16 protein-coding genes are annotated in these 15,480 nt (G+C 59.2%); 11 read left to right on the top strand and 5 right to left on the bottom strand.

All coding sequences use genetic code 11. The features are described from left to right. The first annotated feature begins 3 nt into the window (after window positions 1–3). The gene (locus AWU82_RS01735) at window positions 4–558 is read left to right on the top strand and encodes a sugar dehydrogenase complex small subunit (protein ID WP_064383604.1); all 555 of its coding nucleotides are present in this window, start codon (window positions 4–6) and stop codon (window positions 556–558) included. Beyond that, window positions 555–2,189: a GMC family oxidoreductase gene (locus tag AWU82_RS01730; RefSeq protein ID WP_064383602.1), complete on the top strand. Its 1,635-nt coding sequence runs from the start codon at window positions 555–557 to the stop codon at window positions 2,187–2,189. Before AWU82_RS01735 ends, AWU82_RS01730 begins: the two co-directional genes overlap by 4 nt. Before the next feature lie 81 nt (window positions 2,190–2,270). On the opposite strand, the gene AWU82_RS01725 is transcribed toward AWU82_RS01730, so the two are convergent. Then, window positions 2,271–3,653, bottom strand: a complete 1,383-nt coding sequence (locus AWU82_RS01725) for a lysozyme inhibitor LprI family protein (RefSeq protein WP_064383599.1) — start codon at window positions 3,651–3,653, stop codon at window positions 2,271–2,273. A 215-nt stretch (window positions 3,654–3,868) separates the two neighbouring features. On the opposite strand from AWU82_RS01725, the gene AWU82_RS01720 reads away from it, so the two are divergent. The 4 genes from AWU82_RS01720 (at window position 3,869) to AWU82_RS01705 (ending at window position 9,050) form a co-directional block, all read left to right on the top strand. Further along, entirely contained in the window at window positions 3,869–5,473 is a 1,605-nt protein-coding gene (locus AWU82_RS01720) for a tetratricopeptide repeat-containing response regulator (RefSeq protein WP_064383597.1), read from the top strand. Further along, window positions 5,470–6,162 (top strand): sensor histidine kinase, encoded by a 693-nt coding sequence (locus AWU82_RS01715; protein ID WP_011335515.1) that lies wholly within the window; start codon window positions 5,470–5,472, stop codon window positions 6,160–6,162. Before AWU82_RS01720 ends, AWU82_RS01715 begins: the two co-directional genes overlap by 4 nt. 219 nt (window positions 6,163–6,381) lie before the next feature. Beyond that, window positions 6,382–7,623 (top strand): glutamine synthetase family protein, encoded by a 1,242-nt coding sequence (locus AWU82_RS01710; RefSeq protein ID WP_170928962.1) that lies wholly within the window; start codon window positions 6,382–6,384, stop codon window positions 7,621–7,623. A gap of 68 nt (window positions 7,624–7,691) precedes the next feature. Further along, entirely contained in the window at window positions 7,692–9,050 is a 1,359-nt protein-coding gene (locus tag AWU82_RS01705) for an MFS transporter (RefSeq protein WP_064383594.1), read from the top strand. 58 nt (window positions 9,051–9,108) lie between these two features. Here AWU82_RS01705 and AWU82_RS01700 read toward each other — a convergent pair whose 3' ends face one another. From AWU82_RS01700 to flgA, 4 genes are all read right to left on the bottom strand, one after another. Next, window positions 9,109–9,843, bottom strand: coding sequence for a flagellar brake protein (locus AWU82_RS01700; RefSeq protein ID WP_064383592.1), 735 nt, complete (start codon window positions 9,841–9,843; stop codon window positions 9,109–9,111). A gap of 95 nt (window positions 9,844–9,938) precedes the next feature. Beyond that, window positions 9,939–10,406: a flagellar protein FlgN gene (locus AWU82_RS01695; RefSeq protein ID WP_011335511.1), complete on the bottom strand. Its 468-nt coding sequence runs from the start codon at window positions 10,404–10,406 to the stop codon at window positions 9,939–9,941. Between the two features lie 48 nt (window positions 10,407–10,454). After that, window positions 10,455–10,781: a flagellar biosynthesis anti-sigma factor FlgM gene (gene flgM / locus AWU82_RS01690; RefSeq protein ID WP_007960324.1), complete on the bottom strand. Its 327-nt coding sequence runs from the start codon at window positions 10,779–10,781 to the stop codon at window positions 10,455–10,457. A gap of 206 nt (window positions 10,782–10,987) precedes the next feature. Beyond that, on the bottom strand, window positions 10,988–11,749 hold the full coding sequence (flgA, locus tag AWU82_RS01685) for a flagellar basal body P-ring formation chaperone FlgA (protein WP_084777063.1): 762 nt from the start codon (window positions 11,747–11,749) through the stop codon (window positions 10,988–10,990). An 82-nt stretch (window positions 11,750–11,831) separates the two neighbouring features. On the opposite strand from flgA, the gene AWU82_RS01680 reads away from it, so the two are divergent. From AWU82_RS01680 to flgD, 5 genes are all read left to right on the top strand, one after another. After that, window positions 11,832–12,764: a chemotaxis protein CheV gene (locus tag AWU82_RS01680; protein WP_011335509.1), complete on the top strand. Its 933-nt coding sequence runs from the start codon at window positions 11,832–11,834 to the stop codon at window positions 12,762–12,764. A gap of 47 nt (window positions 12,765–12,811) precedes the next feature. After that, window positions 12,812–13,639: a protein-glutamate O-methyltransferase CheR gene (gene cheR, locus AWU82_RS01675; RefSeq protein ID WP_007960327.1), complete on the top strand. Its 828-nt coding sequence runs from the start codon at window positions 12,812–12,814 to the stop codon at window positions 13,637–13,639. Between the two features lie 236 nt (window positions 13,640–13,875). After that, complete coding sequence (gene flgB / locus AWU82_RS01670; RefSeq protein ID WP_007960328.1) at window positions 13,876–14,283, top strand: flagellar basal body rod protein FlgB; 408 nt, start codon at window positions 13,876–13,878, stop codon at window positions 14,281–14,283. 3 nt (window positions 14,284–14,286) lie between these two features. Continuing rightward, window positions 14,287–14,730, top strand: coding sequence for a flagellar basal body rod protein FlgC (flgC, locus tag AWU82_RS01665; protein ID WP_007960329.1), 444 nt, complete (start codon window positions 14,287–14,289; stop codon window positions 14,728–14,730). A 15-nt stretch (window positions 14,731–14,745) separates the two neighbouring features. Further along, complete coding sequence (gene flgD / locus AWU82_RS01660; RefSeq protein ID WP_064383587.1) at window positions 14,746–15,474, top strand: flagellar hook assembly protein FlgD; 729 nt, start codon at window positions 14,746–14,748, stop codon at window positions 15,472–15,474. Window positions 15,475–15,480 lie beyond the last annotated feature (6 nt).

The raw sequence follows: 15,480 nt of genomic DNA, 5'->3' as shown, positions 1-15,480 counted from the left end.
GCAATGGACACTTCAATGACGCACAAACACGTAAAAAATCAAACCGAAAGCTCGGCGGGGCTCACTCGCCGCAATCTGTTGCGCGGTTCCGTGACGCTGGGCCTGGCCGCGATGATCGGCAGTGCGCTGCCCTGGCAGTCGGTGCTGGCAGCCCAGGTTTCGAGTGACGATTTCATTGCGCTGTCGCAGTTTCTGGTCAGCCGTGCGGTCAATCCGGTTCTGGCCGGTCGTTACTACGCTGCGCTGGACAAGCGCGCACCGAATTTCTCGACCAACGTGATTGCCCTGAAGCAATTGATCAGCACTCAGGGCTACCGGCATGTCGATGAATACCTGGCGCAGCCGAATCCGGATCCATCGCTGCGGGCCACGGCCACCAGCATCATTTCCGCCTGGTATCTGGGCATTGTCGGTGAGCCGGCGGATGCCGAGCTGATCAGCTATTCCCTCGCCATGATGTATCAGCCCACTCACGGCATTCTCATCATTCCAACCTACGGTGGCGGCCCGGATTCATGGGGTCCCAAACCAGCAGTCATTCAGGACTCGACAGTATGAGCAGCGATCAATTCGATGCCGATGTGGTGATCATCGGTTCTGGTGTCATGGGCGGTCTGATCGCCACGGGCCTGGCCAAAGCGAACAAGTCGGTGATCGTGCTCGAGGCCGGGCCTCGGGTGAATCGCCGTGATGTGGTGGAAACATTCCGCAATGCTCCGGTGAAACTCTCGCTGGCCAATGCCAAGCTGCAGGGCGCCGGGTCGCCTTATCCGAGCCTGCCCCACGCGCCCTCTACTTATGGCGACTATTTGCAGCAGGTAGGGCCGGTGAAATACAACACCTCTTATCTGCGTGTGGTAGGTGGCACCACCTGGCATTTCGGTTCCTCGCTGTGGCGCATGCTGCCCAACGATTTTCGTCTCAAGTCGCTGTATGGCCGTGGTCGCGACTGGCCGATCAGTTATGACGAACTCGAACCGTATTACGCTCGGGCTGAAATCGAACTGGGCGTTTCCGGCGTCGACGGCCAGGACGAAAGCGGGCAGGGCGGGGACGCTTATCCGCCGCGCTCGATTCCCTATCCGATGGAAGGCCTGAAACCGAGCTACATGTTCAAGCGCCTTTCCGAATTGCTCGGCAAGGGCGGGTATAACCCGATCCTCGAGCCGAATGGCCGGGCGACCCGCCCCTATGGCAAGCGGCCTCCCTGCGCTGGCAACAACAACTGCAACCCGGTGTGTCCGATTGCCGCCAAGTACGACGGTTCGATGCACATCGATGAGGCCGAGCGCCATGGCGCCAAGGTGCTGGACAACTCTGTCGTCTACAAGATCGAGGCGGGCGATGACGGCAAGATCACTGCGATCTGGTACATGCGCCCCGACAAGTCCAAACACAAACTGACCGCACGGGCTTTTGTGCTGGCGGCTTACGGTATCGAGTCGCCGAAGCTGCTGTTGATGTCGACCTCGGAAAAGTACCCGAACGGGATCGCCAACTCGTCGGATCAGGTCGGGCGTAACCTGATGGATCACACCGGCATCAGCATGAACGTCATGACCAAGGAGGACATGTGGCCGGGCGAAGGGCCGACGCAATTGCTGGTCTATCTGAACAGCCGCGATGGCGCGTTTCGCAACGATTACCCGAGCTACAAGATCAAGGTGCGCAACACCGTGCCGACGTCGCAAATCACCTCGAACCTGATCGCCAAAGGTGTCCTGGGCTCGAAGCTCGATGAGCAGATCCGCCTGCAATCGGCGCGCTCCCTGAACTGGGCTGTCGACTTCGAAACCCTGCCACTGCCGGAGAATCGGGTTACCCCGAGCAAGACCAAGTTCGACGCCATCGGCTTGCCGGTTCCCGAGATCTACTACAGCGTTCCCGACTACTGGCACGCCGGTAAAGAGAAGGCGCTGGAAGACTTCAAACAGTTTGCGAAACTGCTCGACGCCGACATCCTCAGCACCGACACGGGCTTCCAGAATCGGCAGCACATCATGGGCACCACCATCATGGGCGATGACCCGAAAGACTCGGTGGTGGACCGCGATTGCCGCAGTCACGACCATTCCAACCTGTTCATCGCAGGCACGAGCGTCATGCCATCGTCCTCCTGCGTGAACCCGACGCTGACAGGTGCGGCGTTGAGCATCCGGATTGCCGATGTGTTGGTGGCGGAGGTCTGAGAAGCGCCCCGAAGTACAAAGCCCCACGCAGAGGTGTCTGGTGGGGCTTTTTTGTGTCTTTCAATCTTGCAGGAGGAAAGGCTAGAAAATTTCAGCTCCACCCTCTGCCTTTCCAATCGAGGTTGTGACGTTCATGAAATGTCGGCGGCCGTTGACTGAGAAGCCCCGTTCGGGATCCTGAGACCCAGGCTTGCGCAAAGTCAGCAAGGCGGGCAATCCGTCTTTCTCGCTGTAACTACCAAACCAATTGTTCAGCCTTGCGATGAAGCACTCGTTGTCGATGAAAACTGGCAAGTCCATGACGGTTTCTACTGCGTAGTAACCTGCGCCGTAACTGTAATAATCATCGTCACCCGAGCCCGATGCAGGAATGGGGCAGAGGGGGCCTTTGTGTTGGCTGGGTTGTTGAGGTTTACCCGCACCCGATTGGGTCAGGGCTTTTATGAGAGTTTTTCGCAAGACTGGGTCCAGTACGTAGCTGGTACTGCTTTCCTCGGAGTATTGATTGCTCGGCACGATCAACTTGTAGTCATACTGAACCGTCACTGTTGGTATTTGGCTGTTGATCTTCAGGGGATTGAGCAGGTAGATCTGATCGACACCGTATGACCCGTTGCGATAGGCGAGATACATCCTTCCATGAGATTTGATCCAGGCTGCCGATTGGTTGGCGCCTCGATCATTGGTGGAGAACAACGAGCTGCCGGCGCTGGCGTCCGGATCATAGGGCGCCAGTCTTCTGGTGAACCGTTCTCCATCGCGACGGAAGGTTTCATAGAAGCTGAAGAGGCCTGTACCACCGGTGTAGGTTGAAACGATCAGATCCCGTTGACCGTCGCCGTTAAGGTCTATCAATGAGTAATTCGCCTGGCCCTGCTCGGCATCAGCGTCAAGACCGGAAGCTTTAAGCGCCTTCCATTCATTCGGGGTTACACCCTTGGGAATGCTTTTGGGAAACAAGGTCTGATCGTAAGTGTTGTCGTCGCTGGGATCACCGGAGAACGAAGTTTCGCCGTCGTCGGTTGAGAGAGAATCCAGCGCTCGCTCCAGCGCAAACTCCGGGTTCTCCTTGCTCATCTCCCGAATCCGTTGCTGCAGATCCTCCATGACCTGTTTATCAATGTCGTCCGGCTTGTAGGCCACCGCGTCGATCCACTGAGCGTGCAAGACCTGCAAACGATCCTGATAACGCTGGTTCAGGCAACTGACCTCCTCGCCACATCGATCACGCTCCTTCAGCCACTGGCGCTGGGCGTTTTTCACTTCGGCCTGCGCCGGGGCAGCATTCATCAGCTTCCGATAAGCCGCCCCCATCTGCGCATCCACCTCATACAAAGGCTTGTCCGCGCAAATCGCCTTCTCCACAGCACTCGCCGCCTTTGTGCAGTCCATTCCGCTCGCCACTGCCTGCTGAAAAAACAGCAGCGCACAGGCCGACACGATGTAGCGTCCCTTGATGTACACGATGAATCCTTTGCCGTTGGAAAGTGTGAACCGCCGCGCAGGGTAATCCTTGCGCAACGAATCTTTAACCCCCGCTTCAAGAGAATCGCTGATCCGGCCGATAACCCGTTCGGTGACTACAGAGTCGCGCGAAATCGCTTGATAGCATTTGGCCGGCAGCTATCATCTGCGCGCCTGGAAATGGTCCATCTTCTTCAATTGCCTGGAAATCCTCGATGCTGTCGTATCACCAAAAGAGTTTTCTGATCGTCGATGATTTCTCGGATTTCCGCAGTTCCGTGCGTTCGATGTTGCGCGAGTTGGGCGTCAAGGATGTGGACACCGCCGACACCGGTGAGCAGGCGCTGAAAATGTGCGCGCAGAAGTCCTACGATTTTATCCTCCAGGACTTCCACCTCGGTGACGGCAAGAAGAACGGTCAGCAGGTGCTGGAAGACCTGATGATGGAGAAGCTGATCAGTCACGAAGCGGTGTTCGTGATGGTCACGGCCGAGACCAGTCAGGCGATGGTGCTCAGTGCCCTGGAGCACGAGCCGGACGCGTACCTGACCAAACCGTTCAACCGCTCTGGCCTGGCTCAGCGCCTAGAGCGTCTGGAGCAGCGCAAGACCCTGCTCAAGCCGATTCTGCAAGCCCTCGACCGTGGTAAACCGGTCGAGGTGCTCAACGCTTGCATCGCCCTGTGCAAACAGGACATCCGTTATTCGCCGCTGTGTCTGCGCTATCGCGCCGATGCCTTGCGCGACATGAACCAGAACGAAGCGCTCGAGCGCCTCTACGACAGCATCATCGCCGACCGGCCATTGCCGTGGGCGTTTGCCGGGTTGGGCAAGTTGCTGTTCAAGCGCGGGCAGGTCAGTCAGGCCAAGGGCGTTTACGAAAAAGCCCTGAAGGTTTTCCCGATGATGCCGGCGTTGTACGACGGGATGGCCGATGTGCTGGTCGCCGAAGGCGATACCAAAGGTGCTCAACAGGTATTGGAAGAAGCCATTCGACTGTCGCCGCTGGCGGTGCGCCGTCAGGCGTTGCTGGGCAAGCTGGCGATGGCCAACGAAGATTTCGAGACGGCTTCCCGGGCTTATCGCCAGGCGGTGAATCAGGGCGCGCAATCGCGGTTCAAGGATCCGGAAAGCAATCTCGGCCTGGCCCACGCGCTGATCAGCAAAGGCAGCGAACGCGGGCTCGACACCCGAACGCGGCTGGAGATCAATACCACCCTCAGCGCCGTGGCCAAGGAAAACCCGACCGATCCGGGCCTGCAGATTCGCGCGCGTCTGATGAAGGCCACGAGCCTGTTGCTCAACGATGCCGAAACCGCCGAAAAACTCACCGAGCAAGCGCTGATGCGCCTCGACGGCATGGAGCAGTTCATGAGCCCCGAGGCGGCGTTGCTGGTGGCCAAGCAATTGCAGATGCTCGGCCAGGCCGAGGCGGGCACCTCGATGCTCAAGAGTTGTGCGGAAATCTACGGCGATGACCCGACGGTGATGAAAGACATCGCCAAGCTCACCGACGACCCGACTATCCTCAGCTCCAGCAACGCTGCCGCCGACCTCAACCGTCAGGGCGTGCGCGTGTACAAGACCGGCAATCTGGTGGAGGCCCGCGAGGTATTCCGCAAGGCGCTGAAGATGCAACCGAAAAACATCAGTATCGCGCTGAACATGGCCCAGTCGCTGCTGCACGGCACCGACACCAATGTGCCGTCGGCGGAGCTGGAAGAATGCCGGGCCTGCCTGAAACTGGTGGGCATGATGCCCGATACCGACGCGCGTTATCCGCGTTATCAGAAGCTGAAAAGCAAGGCGTTTGGCGAATGAACCAAGACGAGCAGGCACTGGATTTTTCCACGGTGATCGCCTCCACCGTGCACGACATGAAGAACTCTCTGGCGATGCTGATGCAGGCCCACAGCCAATGGCTGGCGCGCCTGCCCGAGGCCCAGCGCCAAGGGCCGGAGCAGGGCGTGATCGACTTCGAGTTCGCCCATCTCAACGGCATGCTGGTGCAGCTGCTAGGGCTGTACAAGCTTGGGGTCAATCAGATGCCGTTGCAGCCGGCTTATCACGAGCTGGACGACTTCATCGAGGCACAACTGGCGGCGCATCAGGACGTGTTCGCCAGCCGTGGAATCATCGCCACTTACGAAGTCGATCCGCTCAGTCCCCTGGGCTTCTTCGATCGCGAACTGATCGCCTCGGTGCTGGGCAATTGCATCAACAACGCGATCCGCTACGCCCGCGAATCGCTGCTGATCACCGTCAGCGACGAAGCCGGGCAATTGGTGCTGAGCATCAACGATGACGGCGACGGTTACCCGGCCGAAATGCTCGAACGTCAGTCCGATTACGTGCAGGGCATCAACCACAGCAGTGGCAGCACCGGCCTCGGTCTGTACTTCGCCGGACGCATCGCCGCGCTGCATCAGCGCAACGGTGTTGGCGGTCGGACCGAGATCCGTAATGGCGGCCCGTTGGGTGGCGGTGTGTTCAGTATTTACCTGCCCTGAATCACCGATTCATCGACCGGAATTCTTTTTGTTGGCTGCTGCTTGATATTCCGAACAGCCGAAGCCTATTTTGTCCGGGTCGCCGTTCGCGGCTCGCACAATAACAAGGATTGCGTCATGACAACCGATGGCCAGCGTTCACTCGCGCAGCGATTGACGGGCATTGATGAGATTGAATGTGTCACGCCGGATTTGAACGGCGTGCCACGGGGCAAGGTAATGACCGCCGAGGGCTTCCTCGAAGGGCGGCGTTTGCAGTTGGCCCGAGGGGTGCTGCTGCAATGCATCATGGGCGGCTATCCCGCCGCCAAATTCTATGGCAGCGATGACGGCGATCTGGCGCTGGTGGCCGATCCTGCACAGATCCATCCGTTGCCATGGAGCGAAGAGCCAAGGGCCTTTGCAATCTGCGATGCCGACGAGCTGACCGGCGAGAGCTCCAACCTGTCGACCCGTGGCCAGCTCAAGAAGGTCATTGCCCGCTACGCAGCCCTCGGTCTGGCGCCGGTGGTGGCGACCGAACTTGAATTCTTTGTGTTCGCGCCGAACACCGACCCGACCCAGCCGTTCCAGCCGCCCGTCGGTCTCGACGGGCGTCGCGAGGACGGTCATTCGGCGTTCAGCGTCAGTTCCAACAACGGTCTGCGACCGTTCTTCAGTGAAGTCTATAAATGCATGGCCGCCCTCGGTCTGCCGCGCGATACCTTCATGCACGAAATGGGCGTCAGCCAGTTCGAGATCAACTTGCTGCACGGTGATCCGCTGTTGCTGGCCGACCAGACCTTCCTGTTCAAGCACCTGCTCAAGGAAGTCGCGCTCAAGCACGGCCTGACCGTGGTGTGCATGGCCAAGCCGCTGGCGCACACGCCGGGCAGTTCGATGCACATTCACCAGAGCATCGTCGAGATCGGCAGTGGCAAGAATGTGTTCAGTGACGCCGACGGTCAGCCGACCGCGAGGTTCCGCCACTTCATTGGCGGGCAGCAGGCGGGCATGGCTGATTTCACCGCGTTGTTTGCGCCGAACGTCAATTCCTACCAGCGCCTGTGCCATCCGTTTGCATCGCCGAACAATGCCTGCTGGTCCCACGACAACCGCGCTGCCGGACTGCGTATTCCGGCCAGTTCGCCGGTCGCGCGTCGGGTCGAGAACCGTTTGCCGGGGGCCGATGCCAACCCGTACCTGGCGATTGCCGCGAGCCTGGCCGCCGGCTTGTACGGCATCGAGCATGAACTCGAACCAAGCGAAGCGATTCAGGGCGAGTTCGAAGTGCCGGACAATCTTTCGCTGCCGTGTACCTTGCATGCGGCGCTCGAACGTCTGAAACGCAGCCAGCTTGCAAAGGAACTGTTCGGCACGGAGTTCATCGAAGGCTACATCGCTTCGAAGACCATGGAGTTGACCAGCTTCTTTGATGAAATCACTCCCTGGGAACGCCGTGTTCTAGCAGCCCAGGCCTGACGAAATGTCGCCGTCGGGCTATCGTTTGATAGCCCGATACTTACTGCAAGGAGCCGCTCGGAACGCCGATGCGCCAAATCTGGAAATCCTTTCGAGCGCTGTATTTCGCCTCGCTGATGATGTTGATCGGCTCGGGCCTTCTTTCTACTTATCTGGCTTTGCGTCTGGCTGCCGACCATGTCGACGGATTGTGGGTCGGTGCGTTGATGGCCGCCAACTATTTTGGTCTGGTGCTGGGCGGCAAGATCGGTCACCGCTTGATTGCCCGGGTCGGGCATATCCGCGCCTACTCGGCGTGTGCCGGGATCGTCGGTGCGGCGGTGCTCGGTCATGGCCTGGTGGACTGGTTGCCGGCGTGGCTGGTGCTGCGGACCATCGTCGGCCTCGGCATGATGTGCCAGTACATGGTCATCGAGAGTTGGCTGAACGAGCAGGCCGACGCCAATCAGCGCGGTCTGGTGTTCAGTGGCTACATGATCGCGTCGTATCTGGGGCTGGTGCTCGGTCAGTTGATTCTGGTCATGCACCCGGGCCTTGGCCTGGAACTGCTGATGCTGGTCGCATTGTGTTTTGCCCTGTGTCTGGTGCCGGTGGCGCTGACCCGACGGATTCACCCGGCGCCGCTGCATCCGGCGCCGATGGAGCCGCGCTTCTTTATCAAACGCGTGCCGCAGTCGCTGAGTACGGTGCTCGGGGCAGGGCTGATCATCGGCTCGTTCTACGGTCTGGCGCCGTTGTATGCCTCGCAGCAAGGGCTGTCCACCGAGCAGGTCGGTCTGTTCATGGGTAGCTGCATTTTTGCCGGGCTGGTGGTGCAGTGGCCGTTGGGCTGGTTGTCCGACCGCTATGACCGGGCGCTGCTGATCCGTTGCTTTGCGCTGTTCCTGGCGGTAGCTGCATTACCGCTGGCGATCCTGCCGCAGGTGCCGTTGGAGGTGTTGTTCGTGGTCGGCTTCTTCTGTTCGCTGGTGCAGTTTTGTCTGTATCCGTTGGCGGTGGCGTTCTCCAACGATCACGTCGAAGGCGAGCGCCGGGTGTCGCTGACGGCGATGTTGCTGGTCACTTACGGCGTGGGTGCCAGCGTCGGCCCGCTGGTGGCGGGGGTGTTGATGAAGCTGTTCGGGCCGCAGAGTCTGTATGCATTCTTCACCTTTTTCGCGCTGGTGCTGGTGTGGCGGATCCGGCCGAAAGCCGTGACCAATCTGCACCAGGTCGACGATGCGCCGCTGCATCACGTGGCGATGCCGGACAGCATGTCCAGTTCACCGCTGGTGGCGGCGCTTGACCCGCGGGTCGATGAGCAAGTGGTGCAGGAGCAGATGCAGAATACGGTCGCTTCAGAGCCTGATCCTGAGCCAGAACCTGTCGCGCCAACTGACTCGACAGTTGAGGGCGAGGGGCCGGACATCAGCACCGCCAGGCCTTGATTCGGGCATAAAAAACGGGCAGTCACCGCAGTGACTGCCCGTTTTTTATGCTTGCCGATCAGAGGTCGTCTTTATCGAACCGACGCGCTTCGCGTTGCAGTTGATAAACGAAACGCTCGACGTTGCGGGCCGCCGGGCCGCTGATGTTGTGAAAGCGCAGGCCGGCGAAGGTGATGTTGAGCTTTTCTTCGAAGTGCAGGTAACGCAATTCGACCGAGGTCGGCTGGTTGCCGAACAACGGCGCGGCGATCAGGCGATCATAGACCTGGCCCAGTTGCAGGCGGTCGGTGATGTCGCCTTCGAAACGCAGCTTGCAACCGGTGGCAGAGATATCCAGCAGTTTGCCGCCGATAGGCGACTTGAGCTTTTCGCCACCCAATTCGACGCTGACAAGGTCGGTCAGTTTCAAAGCGGCACGGAAGGCATTGCGGCGCTGGTGATAAACCACTTCGGTGGGCAGGTCGCCAGTGTAGAAACGATCGCCACTGGATTCTTCGATGTTCAGCGTGCCGTTGCATTCCCAGGCAATGCGCACGCCGTCATGAAAACCTTCGACCTTGAACGGCTCACCGGCGAGCAGGAAGCGTTCGCCATCGCGCGGGATCATCTCGTCCAGGGCAATCGTGGCGGCTTCCCGGTCAACCTTGATCAGGTAGCTCTGGAACCGCTGGCTGCGCTCGTGGAAGGTGATGATCAGAGGATCATGGCTCTCTTGCAGCTGGCGCAGGTTGCTGGAGATCTCCAGGGGCGTGGTGAGCACCTTTGGGGGCTGCGGAGCGTCATCGTTGGACACGTTAAATCAATCTCCAGACAAAATTTGACTACGGCTGGCCAGTATTTTGCCAGCATGTTTCGCACGTTGATAGGGCGCAAGCATGGAAGAAAGCATCACGCCTGGCTGAGCGCGCGTGGTTTCTGCAGTTTGGAGAAGGTGCCACTGGCATCGTAGAGCGCGGGAGGCTCGCCGCCGGTGAGGATTTTCAGCTGATTGGCCGTGGCGGCCTGCTGCATGACGATCGATTGGCCATTCCTGGCATTCGCTGCCTGGCACTGGGCGATCAGGTCGGTCAGGACATCACTCTGGCTCAGCAACTGGTCGCCGATGCTCGACTGGCTGGCCAGTTGTTCCAGGCCGGCGCGGTCGATCGACAGGTTGAGGCTGGCGAGAATTTCGCTGCGTTTGCGGCCATGCTGTTCGAGCAGAATGATCAATGCCTGCTTGTTCGCCAGAATTTCTTCCAGCAGAGGCATGTCGCGACCGTGCAAGGCGAGGGACTCGGTTTGCAGTAACTCCAGCAATTGTTGAGCTGGAGCAAAGTCGTCGATGATCAGTTGCAATAAATTAGTGTCGTGCATGGCTGGCCTTGGGTTTTAAGCGTCCAAAAGCCTGGCGCAGACCGAGGCCTAGCGCTGGGCTTCGAAGTTGAGCAGTTTGCTGGCTACACGGTTGCTGTCGACTTTATAGCTGCCATCGGCAATCGCTGCTTTCAATTCGGCCACACGGGCTTTGTCGACGGCAGGCTGATCGCGCAGCTTGTCAGTGACCTTCTGCAACTGTTGAGCCTCATTGCTGAGGTGTACCGATTCCCCGCTTTTTGCGGTACTGGCCTGTTCGGCCGGGGTATTCAGCGGCGCGGAGGTGCCGGTTTCGGCGGTTTCCTTGGCGTTGCTGGTACGTGTACTGCCCGTAAGTGACGAGGAGCTGTTCAAACGGCTGAAATCGATGACCATGTTAAAAACCTCTGGGAATTTGGACGCTTGCCATGTTCTCGGCCATCCCCTGGAAAACTTTAGGCTCATTTAGCAATGAGCTTGCATGCGCCGTTGCAGATCCTGCTGCGGCACAGTTTAGGGAACAGCTCGGGTCAGCGCCAGTTTTCTGCCAAACGCTCAGGGGCTTTTCAAATATCCGCTCATATTCCCGCTCACGCCTGCGGTCACATCGCCACTTCCACCTGGCCAGGCGCCACAACCTGCGCTTTGATGACCCGCTGGGAATTGAGGTTTTTCACGCGAATCTGTTCCTTGAGGCCGCCGTTGGCCAGGGCTTCACCCGGCATGCGCACGGCGAGGGTGCCACTGCGGGCGGTGATCACCACCTGGTCGCCCTTGCGAACCACTTCCGCCTGTTCCAGATGCACCAGGGTAATGACTTGATCGGCGACCGTTGGTCGGGTCAATTTCTGTCCGATGGCTTCATCCACCGACGTCAGGAAACCCTGGTTGATCGTGCTGACGTCGCGCTCGCGCAAGGTCACGTCCTGCGGCTCGATGATGCCGGCGCGCTTGAGTGGCCGCGTGGTGGTGACAATCTCGCGAAACAGGCGGACTTGAGCGGGCACGAACACCGTCCAGGGGGAGGCGCCTTCGCAGCGGACCTTCACCGTGACACGGCCCAAAGGACGTGCCGGACTCTCCAGTGTCGCTGTCAATTCCTTGTCGCACATAGGCATGCGCATGCGCGGATCGAGCTGGTTGACCTCGATTTCATAACGGCCTTCCGTTTGACTGGTAGCCAGATAGTCTTCTACGGTGAATTCAAGAAAGCCCTGAGTGACGCCGATAAGCATGTCAGGCAAGGTAACCGCATCAGCAATGGCAGGGCTGCCAGCGAAAAACAGGCAAACGGCGGACATGGCGCAAAGCCCTCTGCGGAGGGGAGATGTCAGGCGTCGGAAAAATGTCGTTTGAGCGTTCATACGAGTTAAAAAGCAAGCGCCGTGCCGTTTAGCAATGAATGTGCGTCGCAACAACACTTGGCGTTGGTGTAGGAGTCTGGGCATGGCTGGTGTAATGGATTCGGTGAACCAGCGCACGCAACTGGTGGGGCAGAATCGCCTGGAGCTGTTGTTGTTCCGTCTTGACGGCCAGCAGCTCTACGGGATCAACGTGTTCAAGGTTCGGGAAGTGCTGCAGTGCCCGCAACTGACGCTGATGCCCAAGTCCAGTCCTGTCGTGTGCGGGGTGGCGAATATCCGGGGGGCGACCATTCCGATCCTTGATCTGGCGATGGCGACCGGCTCCGGTGCTTTGAAAGACAAAAACAGTCCGTTCGTGATCATCACGGAATACAACACCAAGACCCAGGGTTTCCTGGTGCGCTCGGTGGAACGTATCGTGAACATGAACTGGGAAGAGATTCATCCGCCGCCCAAGGGTACCGGACGCGATCATTACCTGACCGCTGTGACTCGGGTCGACAATCAGTTAGTCGAAATCATCGACGTCGAGAAGGTGCTGGCGGAAGTCGCGCCGACGCCGGAAGCGATTTCGGTCGGCGTGGTGGATGTCGAGACCCAGAGCAAGGCGTTGTCGCTGCGGGTGCTGACGGTCGATGACTCGTCGGTGGCGCGCAAGCAGGTGACGCGTTGCCTGCAGACGGTCGGCGTCGAAGTGGTGGCGTTGAACGACGGCAGGCAGGCGCTGGATTACCTGCGCAAGCTGGTCGACGAGGGCAAGAAGCCGGAAGAAGAGTTCCTGATGATGATCTCCGACATCGAAATGCCGGAGATGGACGGGTATACCCTGACGGCCGAGATCCGCAGCGACCCTCGCATGCAAAAGCTTCATATCATCCTGCATACTTCGTTGTCGGGTGTGTTCAATCAGGCGATGGTCAAGAAAGTCGGTGCCGATGACTTCCTGGCCAAGTTCCGTCCTGATGACCTGGCATCCCGGGTAGTCGACCGGATCAAAGCAGCAGATATCAGCTAAGGGCCTTCTGCCCTCGGCGTTCAACACGATTTAAGAGGCGGCATCATTTGTCTACGGGTAATTTGGATTTCGAACAGTTCCGGGTCTTCCTGGAAAAAGCCTGTGGCATTTTGCTCGGTGAAAACAAGCAATATCTGGTGTCGAGCCGTCTCAACAAACTGATGGAGCAGCAAGGCATCAAGTCCCTGGGTGAGCTGGTACAGCGCATCCAGACCCAGCCGCGCAGCGGTTTGCGCGAGCAGGTGGTCGATGCCATGACGACCAACGAAACCCTGTGGTTTCGCGACACCTATCCGTTTGAAGTCTTGAAGAACAAGGTGCTGCCCGAAGCGATCAAGGCCGCTCCCAATCAGCGTCTGCGGATCTGGTCGGCGGCCTGCTCGTCGGGTCAGGAACCCTATTCACTGTCGATGTCGATCGACGAGTTCGAGCGGACCAACATCGGCCAGTTGAAGATGGGCGTGCAGATCGTCGCCACTGATCTGTCCGGCAGCATGCTGACCAACTGCAAGACCGGCGAGTACGACAGCCTGGCGATTGGCCGTGGCTTGTCCGCCGATCGTCTGCAGCGTTACTTCGACCCGAAAGGGCCGGGACGCTGGGTGATCAAGGCGCCGATCAAGAACCGGGTGGAGTTCCGCTCGTTCAACCTGCTCGACAGCTACGCAAGCCTTGGCAAGTTCGACATCGTGTTCTGCCGCAACGTGCTGATCTACTTCTCCGCCGAGGTGAAGAAAGACATCCTGTTGCGCATCCACAGCACGCTGAAGCCGGGCGGATATCTGTTCCTTGGCGCTTCGGAAGCGCTGAACGGTCTGCCGGATCATTACCAGATGGTTCAGTGCAGCCCGGGGATCATCTACCAGGCGAAGTGAAACACCGGCGACACAAGAAACGGGAGTCCTCAGGGGCTCCCGTTTTTTTATGCCTGAAGGTTTTGCCGGTGGCAGGCGGCAGAAAAGCGGCATCCGGCGGAAACCGGTTGCCGCTTTTCTGGCATCGCCGCGTTGCCGGTTCCGTGCAAAGCCCCGTAATCCGGGGCTTTCTAAAACTGGCACGACGCTTGCTATACCCCTGTTACGAAAAATCCGGTCACCTGAAGGTTCCCGACATGAGCATCAGCTTCGATAAAGCGCTCGGCATTCACGAAAAGGCTTTGGGCTTCCGCGCCCAGCGTGCCGAAGTGCTGGCCAACAACATCGCCAACGCCGACACCCCGAATTACAAGGCGCGGGATCTGGAGTTCTCCAAAGTGCTCGAAGCACAGAGCCAGAAGAACGCCAACGGCACCATCGCCCTGAACATGACCAACAGCCGTCACATCGAAGCTGAAGGCCTGGGCAATGGCGACGAGTCGCTGATGTATCGCACGCCGATGCAGCCGTCGATCGACCAGAACACCGTGGACGCCCAACTGGAACAGTCGAACTACGCGGAAAACGCGGTCGGCTTCCAGGCCAGCTTCACCCTGCTCAACAGCAAATTCAAAGGGCTGGTGTCAGCCCTGCGCGGAGAGTAATCCATGTCCCTGTCCAGCGTTTTCAACATTGCCGGCAGCGGCATGAGCGCCCAGACCACCCGTCTCAACACCGTGGCCTCGAACATCGCCAACGCCGAGACCGTCTCGTCGAGCATCGACCAGACTTATCGTGCCCGTCACCCGGTGTTCGCCACCATGTTCCAGGGCGGCCAGAGCGGCGGCAGCAATTCGCTGTTCCAGAACCAGGACGCAGCCGGTCAGGGCGTGCAGGTCATGGGTGTGGTCGAAGACCAGAGCAACCTCGAAGCGCGCTACGAGCCGAATCATCCGGCTGCCGACGCCAAGGGCTACGTCTACTACCCGAACGTCAACGTGGTGGAAGAAATGGCTGACATGATTTCCGCGAGCCGGTCGTTCCAGACCAACGCCGAAATGATGAACACCGCCAAGACCATGATGCAGAAGGTACTGACCCTCGGTCAGTGATAAGGGGCGACTGCCATGAGTGTTACCGATACCACCAGCAGCCTGACGATGAACGACATACTGGCCAACTCTTCGAAGAAGACCAGTAGCACCACCACCGGCGGCATCGCTTCGGCCACCAACAGCTCGACCGGCGGCCAGGCCCTGGGCAAGGACGCGTTCCTGCAACTGCTGGTGACCCAGCTGAAGAACCAGAACCCGCTGGACCCGCAGGACAACAGCGCATTCGTTGCCCAGTTGGCGCAGTTCAGCAGCCTCGAGGGGATCACCACCCTCAACAGCACCGTCAGTTCGCTGGCCGGCAACTACAACTCGTCGCAAGCGTTGCAGGCGTCGTCGTTGGTGGGTCGCAATGTGATTGTGCAGACCAATACGGTTCAGCTGGACGATCCGAGCAAAGGCATGACCGGTTCGGTCACCGTTCCGTCGTCGATTGCCGGCGGTACTGTCACCATCACCGACAGCAGCGGCACCGCCATTCGCACCATTGACCTGGGCAGCCGCGCCGCCGGCAATGCGAGCTTCACCTGGGACGGCAAGGACAAGGACGGCAACCTGGTGAAAACCGGTACCTACACCGTCAAGGCCAACGCCTCGATCAACGGCACCGCGACCGACCTGGCGACCTACCTGCCCGCCACGGTCACCAGCGTGACGATCAGCCAGACCGGCGGCGAGCTGATGCTCAACCTGTCCGGCAAGGGCACGGTCGCCCTGTCCAAAGTACAAACCATTGGTATATAGAGCCGA

Source organism: Pseudomonas glycinae (assembly GCF_001594225.2).
GTDB lineage: Bacteria > Pseudomonadota > Gammaproteobacteria > Pseudomonadales > Pseudomonadaceae > Aquipseudomonas > Aquipseudomonas glycinae.
The sequence above is the reverse complement of the archived record's forward strand: the minus strand, read 5'-3'. Positions and strand labels throughout refer to the sequence as shown.